Origin of the sequence: Duganella sp. FT27W, assembly GCF_009295655.1 — a bacterium.
GTDB classification, from domain to species: domain Bacteria; phylum Pseudomonadota; class Gammaproteobacteria; order Burkholderiales; family Burkholderiaceae_D; genus Rugamonas; species Rugamonas zoogloeoides.
Window position 1 is genome coordinate 1,193,640 of sequence record NZ_WHIV01000003.1, and the last position, 9,131, is coordinate 1,202,770.

Annotated in this window: 8 protein-coding genes and 2 rRNA genes; 7 read left to right on the plus strand and 3 right to left on the minus strand. The window is 62.1% G+C overall.

Annotated features, from left to right (window positions below):
* The first annotated feature begins 8 nt into the window (after nucleotides 1–8).
* The 5 genes from F8197_RS17155 to F8197_RS17175 are packed head-to-tail and all read left to right on the plus strand — an operon-like array spanning nucleotide 9 to nucleotide 5,492.
* Nucleotides 9–707 carry a chemotaxis protein CheW gene (locus F8197_RS17155; RefSeq protein ID WP_152882833.1) on the plus strand — a complete coding sequence of 233 codons (699 nt, stop codon included), beginning with the start codon at nucleotides 9–11 and terminating at the stop codon, nucleotides 705–707.
* The gene (locus tag F8197_RS17160) at nucleotides 704–3,022 is read left to right on the plus strand and encodes a hybrid sensor histidine kinase/response regulator (protein WP_152882834.1); all 2,319 of its coding nucleotides are present in this window, start codon (nucleotides 704–706) and stop codon (nucleotides 3,020–3,022) included. Before F8197_RS17155 ends, F8197_RS17160 begins: the two co-directional genes overlap by 4 nt.
* Complete coding sequence (gene cheB, locus F8197_RS17165; protein ID WP_019924855.1) at nucleotides 3,019–4,071, plus strand: chemotaxis-specific protein-glutamate methyltransferase CheB; 1,053 nt, start codon at nucleotides 3,019–3,021, stop codon at nucleotides 4,069–4,071. The genes F8197_RS17160 and cheB overlap by 4 nt, the downstream gene beginning before the upstream one ends.
* A 34-nt stretch (nucleotides 4,072–4,105) precedes the next feature.
* The gene (locus tag F8197_RS17170; protein WP_152882835.1) at nucleotides 4,106–5,164 is read left to right on the plus strand and encodes a diguanylate cyclase; all 1,059 of its coding nucleotides are present in this window, start codon (nucleotides 4,106–4,108) and stop codon (nucleotides 5,162–5,164) included.
* Between the two features lie 13 nt (nucleotides 5,165–5,177).
* Entirely contained in the window at nucleotides 5,178–5,492 is a 315-nt protein-coding gene (locus F8197_RS17175; protein ID WP_019924853.1) for a pyrimidine/purine nucleoside phosphorylase, read from the plus strand.
* Between the two features lie 33 nt (nucleotides 5,493–5,525).
* Here F8197_RS17175 and murB read toward each other — a convergent pair whose 3' ends face one another.
* Nucleotides 5,526–6,554, minus strand: a complete 1,029-nt coding sequence (gene murB / locus F8197_RS17180; RefSeq protein ID WP_152882836.1) for a UDP-N-acetylmuramate dehydrogenase — start codon at nucleotides 6,552–6,554, stop codon at nucleotides 5,526–5,528.
* A 155-nt stretch (nucleotides 6,555–6,709) separates the two neighbouring features.
* Between murB and F8197_RS17185 the strand changes: the two genes are divergently transcribed.
* Together F8197_RS17185 and F8197_RS17190 are read left to right on the plus strand one after the other, a co-directional pair.
* The gene (locus tag F8197_RS17185) at nucleotides 6,710–7,195 is read left to right on the plus strand and encodes a YajQ family cyclic di-GMP-binding protein (RefSeq protein WP_019924851.1); all 486 of its coding nucleotides are present in this window, start codon (nucleotides 6,710–6,712) and stop codon (nucleotides 7,193–7,195) included.
* Between the two features lie 155 nt (nucleotides 7,196–7,350).
* Nucleotides 7,351–8,604: a nitronate monooxygenase gene (locus F8197_RS17190; RefSeq protein ID WP_019924850.1), complete on the plus strand. Its 1,254-nt coding sequence runs from the start codon at nucleotides 7,351–7,353 to the stop codon at nucleotides 8,602–8,604.
* Between the two features lie 147 nt (nucleotides 8,605–8,751).
* Here F8197_RS17190 and rrf read toward each other — a convergent pair.
* Together rrf and F8197_RS17200 are read right to left on the minus strand one after the other, a co-directional pair.
* Nucleotides 8,752–8,864: ribosomal RNA gene (rrf, locus tag F8197_RS17195) — 5S ribosomal RNA — on the minus strand.
* 148 nt (nucleotides 8,865–9,012) lie between these two features.
* Nucleotides 9,013–9,131, minus strand: a 23S ribosomal RNA gene (locus tag F8197_RS17200); the annotation flags it as partial.

The window sequence follows — 9,131 nt, forward strand, 5'->3', positions numbered from 1 at the left end:
GCCCCGACATGACGACCACCTTAGTCACCGCCGCAGCCGCTGCCGATCCGATCGAAATCGACGACTGCTGGAACCGCATCGGCGTGGCCGGCGACCAGACCTGCGAGAAGCTCGCCGAGTACGTCCACTGCCGCAACTGCCCGGTGTACGCCAGTGCCGCCCAACGCAATCTGCAGCGCGCGGTCGGCGCCGGCTACAAGCAGGAATGGGCCGCGCGCTTCCGCCAGCCCGCCATCGACACCCAGGCGCTGGACGCCTCGTGCCTGGTGTTTCGCATCGGCCGCGAATGGCTGTCGCTGCCAACCAAATTGTTCGTGGCCGTGGCGCCCGAGGCCAGGCCGCACCGGCTGCCGCATCGTACCGATCGCGGCTTGACCGGCATCGTCAATGTCGGCGGCACGCTGTATCCGTGCATGTCGCTTGCCGCCCTCCTGGGCATCGACGACAGCGAAGGCGAGGCAGCCACGCATCGCCATACGTTTGCGCGGCTGCTGCTGATCCGCTGGGAAGACCAGGCATATGCACTGCCGGTGGCCGACCTGCACGGCATCGAACGCTATGCGACGGCCGCCGTGCAGGCGCCGGCCGCCACCATCAACAAGGGCCTCTCCCGTTTTCTGTCGGGCGTGATCTCGATCGCCGACATGCACGTGGGCGTGCTGGACGCGGCACTGATCGGCTACCAACTTGCGAGGACCCTGCGATGAGCCAGGATAACGGCGGCATGGGCGGAGACCTGAGCCAATTTTCGATGCTGGACCTGTTCCGCATGGAGGCGGACAGCCAGACGCAAGTCCTTACCGACGGCCTGCTGGCCATGGAGCGGCTGAAGAACGACGCCAGTGCGGTCGAGTCGATGATGCGCGCGGCGCACTCGATCAAGGGAGCGGCCTCCATCGTCGGCCTCGAAGTGGTGGTGCAGGTGGCGCACAGCATGGAAGACGCCTTCATCGCCGCGCAACACGGCAAGCTGGCCCTGACGCCCAACCGGGTGGACGTACTGCTGGCCGGCGTGGACCTGATCCTGCAACTGTCACGCCTGCAGGACAGCGGCGTCGATGCCTGGCTGGCAGCCAACGAAACGCTGATCAAGCAGACCCTCGATTCGATCGCCACCATCGCCTTTTTGCCGGAACCGGTCAATTTGCAGGCGGAGATGGGATGGATGCAGCAGGCGTCCGCGCCTGCTCCCCAGCCTGCGCCAGCGCCGGCGTTTCCGGTCGGCGAACTGCCGATTGCGCCGGCACCGGTGCCGGCCGAGGACGTGCCGGTCGATCGGCGCGCGTCGGCTGCCGGCGCCAAGGCGCAGAACTTCGACAAGCTGCTGTCGCTGGCCAGCGAGTCGCGCATCAACGCCCACCAGATGCATCCGTTCATCCAGAACCTGCAACGCTTCAAGCGCAACCAGGCCAGCCTGGCGGCAGTGATCGAGCAGCTGCACGAAGCGATTTCCAACAGCACCGACCCGAAGCTGAAAGAACTGTCGCTGCTGGCGCTGCAAAAGACCCAGCCGTTAAAGCAGTTCGTGCTCGAACACATCGCCGACACCGAGGCGTATGAGCGGCGCCTGCTGGCCGTCTCGCAAGGCATGGTGGACGAAGTGCTGACCATGCGCATGCGGCCGTTCCGTGACGGCGTGCAGCCGTTTCCGCGCATGGTACGCGACCTGTCCCGCAGCCTGGGCAAGGATGTGCAGTTGCAGATCATCGGCGAAGACACGCTGGTGGACCGCGACATCCTGGCCCGCATCGAGAGCCCGCTCAACCACATGCTGCGCAATGCCATCGATCACGGCATGGACAGCGCGGTGGAACGCATCGCCGCCGGCAAGCCGGGCGCCGGTACCATCGTGCTGGAGGCGAAGCACCGCGCCGGCATGCTCAGCATCGAGATCAGCGACGACGGCAAGGGCGTGGACCTGGAAAAAATCCGCACCCGCGTGATCGACCGCAAGATGGCCAGCGCGCCGATGGCGGCCGCCATGTCGGGCGCCGAACTGCTGGAGTTCCTGTTCCTGCCGGCGTTCAGCCTGAAGGAAAACACCACCGAGATTTCGGGGCGCGGCGTGGGGCTCGATATCGTCCACGAAACCATCCGCTCGCAGAACGGCACGGTACGTATCGAATCCGAATTGGGCGTGGGCTTCCGCACCTTTATCACCCTGCCGCTCACGCAGTCGATCGTGCGCGCGCTGGTGGTTGATGTAAAAGGCGAGGCTTACGCGGTGCCGATCGTGCAGGTCGAGCGCGTGATCAAGGTGCCGCAAACCGCCATCCATACGCTGGAGAATAAACAGTTCTTCGACTTCGGCGGCGAGCACCTGGGACTGGTGTCGGCGGCGCAGGTGCTGGAACTGGGCGAGACCGACGCCTCGTCGGCAGAGTTGTCGGTGGTGGTGATCGGCAGCGGTGCGCGGCGCTACGCGCTGGTGGTGGACGCCATCAACGGCGAGCAAAGCCTGGCGGTGCAAGCCATCGATCCGATCTTCGGAAAAATGCGCGACATCTCGGCCGCCGCCCTGCTCGACAACGGCGACCCGGTGCTGATCCTCGACGTGCCCGACCTGCTGCTCTCGATCGACAAACTGCTGCACGATGGCGGCCTGCACCAGCTCACCCGCGCCGACCACACCGAACGCCGCAAGACCAAGCGCGTGCTGGTGGTGGACGATTCGCTCACGGTGCGCGAGATGGAACGCAAGCTGCTGCAAAGCCGGGGCTTCCTGGTCGATATCGCGATCGACGGTATCGATGGCTGGAACGTGGTGCGCAGCGGCGAGTACGACCTGGTGATCACCGACGTGGACATGCCGCGCATGGACGGTATCGAGCTCGTCGCACTGATCAAGAAGGATATCCACCTCCACAAACTGCCAGTCATGATAGTCTCTTATAAAGATCGGCCGGAGGACCGCGCACGCGGACTGTCGGCCGGCGCAGACTATTATCTGACCAAGGGCAGCTTCCACGACGAGACGCTGCTCGATGCGGTCAGCGACCTGATTGGAGACGCCCACAGATGAAGATTGCCATCGCCAACGATGTCGCCATGGCAGCCGAAGCGCTGCGGCGCGTGGTTGCCAGCACCGCCGAGCACCAGGTGCTGTGGATCGCCCGCACTGGCGCGGAGGCGGTGCGCATGTGCGCGGAAAACCGGCCGGACCTGATCCTCATGGACCTCAACATGCCGGAGCTCGATGGCGTGGAGGCTACCCGCAAGATCATGGAACAGAGCCCGTGCGCCATCCTGGTCGTTACCGGCCGGCCGCAGGACAACGTCAACCAGGTATTCCGCGCGCTGGGCGCCGGCGCACTCGACGTCACCGCCACGCCGGTACTGCAAGGCCAGCCGGGAGGCGACTCCGAGCTGCTGGCCAAGATCCGCACCATGGACAAGCTGATACGCCACAGCGGCGGCAGCCAGGCCATGGCGCCGCGCACGTCGCTGGCCGGCAGCGCCCCGGCGCCTGTCGCCGACAACGCCGATACACCGGTGCCGGTAACGTCGCTGCTGGCAATCGGCGCCTCCACCGGCGGCCCGGTGGCGGTCTCCAAGATGCTGGCCGGCTGGGTGCCGCCACGCGGTTGCGCGGTAGTGGTGGTGCAGCACATCGACGAGCACTTCGCCAACAACTTCGCGCGCTGGCTCGGCGAGCAGCTCGACATGCCGGTGCGTACCGCCGACGAGGGCGACGAGCTGGCGGCCGGCGTGGTGCTGATCGCCAAGAGCAACGACCACCTGACGCTGGATCAAAATCTGCGCTTGCGTTACGATGCAAATCCCAGGGACTATGCTTACCGGCCGTCGGTCGATGTGTTCTTCCGCTGCGTGGCGCAGCACTGGAAAGGCGTGGCGGTGGGTGTGCTGTTGACCGGCATGGGCCGCGATGGCGCCGAGGGCCTGCTGGCGCTGCGCCGCGCGGGCCACATGACCATCGCCCAGGACCAGGCCAGCAGCGCCGTCTACGGCATGCCGCGCGCCGCCGCCGAGCTGGATGCGGCGCAGATGATTTTACCGCTGACGCGGATCGGACCGGTCCTGCGCAGCACGTTGGGCAGCCGCGCATCATAGAGATAATGCGCGCAACTGAAGAAAGAGAGTATCGATGTCCGAAGCACCCGCAATCGCTGCAGCTACCGTTGACGCCGAACAGGCGCTTACCGCCTTCAAGGTCAGGGTACTGCTGGTGGACGACCAGTTGATTATCGTCGAAGCCGTGCGCCGCATGTTGAGCGACCAGTCCGATATCGAATTCCACTACGTGACCGATGCCACCCTGGCGCTGCAAACGGCCGTCCAGCTGCAACCGACCGTGATCCTGCAAGACCTGGTGATGCCATCGATCGACGGCTTCGGCCTGATCCAGAGTTATCGCGGCGACGAATCGCTGCGCCATGTGCCGGTGATCGTGTTGTCGGCCAAGGAAGACCCCAAGCTCAAGGCGCACAGCTTTGCCACCGGCGCCAACGACTACATGGTCAAGCTGCCCGACAAGCTCGAACTCCTTGCGCGCGTGCGCTACCACTCGGGCGCGCACATCAGCCGCCTGCAGCGCGACCAGGCGTTCCGCTTCCTGCGCGAGAGCCAGAAAAGCCTGGCCGACGCCAACATCGAACTGCAAAAGCTGGCCGCGCTCGACGCCCTCACCGGCATCGCCAACCGCCGCCGCTTCGACGACACCATGCGCATCGAATGGCAGCGCGGACAGCGCGACAAGAAGCCGCTCACGCTGCTGATGTGCGACGTCGATTTCTTCAAACTGTACAACGACAGCTTCGGCCACCTGGCGGGCGACCTCGCCCTCAAGAAGGTGGCTGCCGTATTAACCGAACATCTGAAGCGCCCGGCCGATCTGGCCGCGCGCTATGGCGGCGAGGAATTCGTCATTATCCTGCCGGAGACACCATTGACGGGGGCACTGATCGTGGCCGAGTCATGCCGCCGACACCTGGAGCAGTTAGCCATCGAAAACCCGCAAGCGACCACCGACCTGTCCTGCGTGACCATGTCGATTGGTGTGGCCAGCGTGGTGCCCTCGCCGCAGTCGAGCATCGATGACCTGATCCAGCACGCCGACCAGGCGCTGTACACCGCCAAAACCGGCGGCCGCAACCGCGTCGAAAGCGCGGGCCAGTTGCCCGGTCCCCTCCCCGCATCACATTAAGGAAACAAGCAGCATGAGTGCTCAATTCGATCAAGTCAGCGTCGTCAAGAAGTCCAATGTTTACTTCGACGGCAAGTGCGTCTCGCACAACATCATCTTCGCCGATGGCAGCAAGAAAAGCGTGGGCGTGATCTTCCCGTCCACCCTGAAGTTCAACACCGGCGCACCGGAAATCATGGAAGTCGTCAGCGGCGTGTGCAAGGTACGCCTGGCTGGTGAAGAAGAGTGGAAAACTTACGCGGCGGGCGACCAGTTCAGCATCGTCGGCGATTCGTCGTTCGATATCGAGACAGTGGAAACGCTCGATTACGTTTGCAGCTTCGGCTGATAGGCTATGGACCGCTACGGCGGTCCAATTCCCCTACACGAACACCGGCTCCGCCTCCAGCGCCACGCCATACTTCGCCATCACATCGGCCTGAATCGCCGCCGCCAGCGCCACCACCTCCGCCCCCGTCGCCCCGCCGTTATTGACCAGCACCAGTGCCTGTTTCGGGTACACGCCCGCCGCGCCCAGGTTGCGCCCTTTCCAGCCACATTGATCGATCAGCCAGCCGGCTGCCAGCTTCTCGCTGCCATCGGGCTGCGCGTGGTGCACCAGCGCCGGGAAGCGCTCGAGCAGCGCGGCGCACTGTTCTGACGATACCACCGGGTTCTTGAAGAAGCTGCCGGCGTTGCCGATCACCGCCGGATCGGGCAGCTTGCGGCGGCGGATCGCGATCACGGTATCGGCCACCTGCTGCGCGGTGGGCGCGGTCCAGCCTTGCTCCGCCACCGCCTGCGCCAGTTCCGCGTAGCGCAGGTTAGGCTGCCATGAACGCGGCAAGGCGAACGTCACGTCCAGGATCACGAGCTCGCGCCCCGCCTCGCGTTTGAATATGCTGTCGCGGTAACCGAAGCGGCACGCCGCCGCATCCATGGTGCGCGTGCTGCCGTCGCGCGGATCGAACACGGTCACGCTGTGAAATACGTCCTTGATTTCGAGCCCGTAAGCGCCAATATTCTGGATAGGCGACGCGCCCACGGTGCCGGGAATCAGCGACAGGTTTTCCAGTCCGCCGATACCCTGAGACAGTGTCCATTGCACGAAGGCGTGCCAGTTCTCGCCGGCAGCCGCACGGACAAAATGGTGGGTTTCATCGCCGCCGACCACCTCTTTTCCCGCGAGCGCAAGGTGCAAAACCAGCCCGGGAAAATCGCCGGTCAGCAGCACATTGCTGCCGCCGCCCAATACCAGCTGCGGCAAAGCGCGCCAATTGGCGTCTGCATAAACGCCGATCAGCTGCTCGGTATTCGTGATCCGCAAATAGGCATGGGCGCTGGCCGCGATGCCGAAAGTATTGAGGGACTGCAGGGGGAATTGATATTGGATGGATGAGAGTGGCTGCATGGACTAAAAAACCGATAAATTTAGTCGATTATAGAGGGAAACGCACAAAAAACCACTTGGCATATGGCGGCTTGCGTGCTGTTGTCCGTTAAAATGTCAGACTTTGATGCAGGGGTGTTTCACACGCCTGCATGCCACACGAAAAGGAAATAGCCATGCCGTCGTTTGATGTAGTTTCTGAAGCCGATATGATCGAAGTGAAAAACGCGGTCGACCAGTCCAACAAGGAAATCACCACCCGGTTCGATTTCAAGGGCAGCGACGCGCGGGTCGAGCAAAAGGACAACGAACTGACCGCCTTTGCCGATTCCGAGTTCCAGCTGAGCCAGGTGCGCGACGTGCTGACCAACAAGTTGGCCAAGCGCAAGGTTGACGTCCGTTTCCTCGAAGACGGCGATATAAAGAAAATTGGCGGCGACAAGGTCAAGCAGGTCATCAAGGTCAAGAACGGTATCGAGACCGATGATGCCAAAAAGATCGTGCGCGTGATCAAGGACAGCAAGATGAAGGTGCAAGCGAGCATCCAGGGCGAATCGGTGCGCGTCACGGGCGCCAAGCGTGACGACCTGCAAGCGGCCATGGCCATGCTGCGCAAGGACGTGCCGGACATGCCGCTGGAATTCAACAACTTCCGCGACTGATCCCGCCGCGCGGTTGACGCCGCGCCGTCACAAGGCTGTAGCACGGCTGGAGTAGAATGAAGCCTCCGCGCCAAGTGCTACCGCGCAATCAAACTCTCTGCATACCGCCGGCAGCTTCAAGCGCCGGCAACAACTTCGGTAGTCTAAGGATAGCAATGAAACGTGTTGATGATTTCCGCCTGCGATTTGGCAATAACGAATACGTGCCCATCATGGTCGGCGGAATGGGGGTCGATATCTCGACGTCGGAACTGGCGCTGGAAACCGCGCGCCTCGGTGGCATCGGCCATATTTCGGACGCCATGGTCGAAGACGTATCGGATCGTCGTTTCGATACCAGCTTCGTCAAGGATAAAACCAAGCTCTACAAGTTCAACATCAATAACTCGGACAAGTCGGTCGTGCAATTCGACCTCGAGCGCCTGGCCGAAGCCCAGCGCTTGCATATCGGCAAGACCATGGAAGCCAAGAAAGGTCCCGGCCTGATCTTCGTGAACTGCATGGAAAAGCTGACCATGAACGGTCCGCGTGAAACCCTGCGCACCCGCCTGAACGCGGCACTGGACGCCGGCATCGACGGCATCACGCTGTCGGCCGGCCTGCATTTCGGTTCGTTCGCACTGATGGCCGACCACCCGCGCTTCCGTGAAGCCAAGCTGGGCATCATCGTGTCGTCGGTACGCGCGCTGCAGATCTTCCTGCGCAAAAACGCCAAGCTCGACCGTCTGCCCGACTTCATCATCGTCGAAGGCCCGCTGGCCGGCGGCCACCTGGGCTTTGGCATGGACTGGGCCGAATACGACCTGATGACCATCACCAAGGAACTGCTGGCTTACCTGAAGAATGAGAACCTCGACATTCCGCTGATCGCGGCCGGCGGCATCTTTACCGGCAGCGACGCCGTCAGCTTCCTGGAAGCCGGCGCAGCAGGCGTACAGGTAGCCACGCGCTTCACCATCACCAACGAATGCGGTCTGCCAGCCAAGGTCAAGCAGGAGTACATCCGCGCGACCGAGGACGATATCATCGTCAACGGCGTTTCGCCGACCGGCTACCCGATGCGCATGCTGAAGAACACGCCAGCCATTGGCGCCGGCATCCGTCCAGGCTGCGAATCGTACGGCTACCTGCTCGACGCCACCGGCAACTGCGCTTACATCAACTCGTACAACCGCGAAGTGGCGGCCCATCCCGAGCTGAAAGTGGTATCGGTCATGGACAAGACTTGCCTGTGCACCCACATGCGCAACTTCAACTGCTGGACCTGCGGCCACTACACGTACCGCCTGAAGGACACTACGCACAAGAAGGCCGATGGCGAATACCAGCTGCTGAGCGCAGAGCACGTGTTCAAGGATTACCAGTTCAGCGTGGACAACCAGATCGCGCTGCCTGAAAAAGAGGTCTGAATTAACTAGCTGGACAGGAGCGCTTCTTCGGAAGCGCTTTTTTTGCGCCTGCTTTTCGAGTATTACGGAATACCGAAATGAATTAGCAGGGCTCCAAATGCGAAAAACCCCGCCAGGATCACCTGACGGGGTTTTTCTATATAACTAGCCTGACGATAACCTACTTTCACACTGGTTGCAGCACTATCATCGGCGCAAAGTCGTTTCACGGTCCTGTTCGGGATGGGAAGGGGTGGGACCGACTTGCTATGGTCATCAGGCATTGAACTGTACAGGCCGCGTCTTATCGTAAGACGTTGCCCAGAATCTGGGAGAAGTAAGCAGCAGTATTCAATACTGGGTAATGAAGTTGTTGTATCAACGAACGTTTCAACGCACTTCTTATTCACCATAACCTGCCAAGGTTATAGGGACAAGCCGTACGGGCAATTAGTACTGGTTAGCTTAATGCATTACTGCACTTCCACACCCAGCCTATCAACGTCCTGGTCTCGAACGACCCTTCAAAGAGCTCAAGGCTCTGGGAA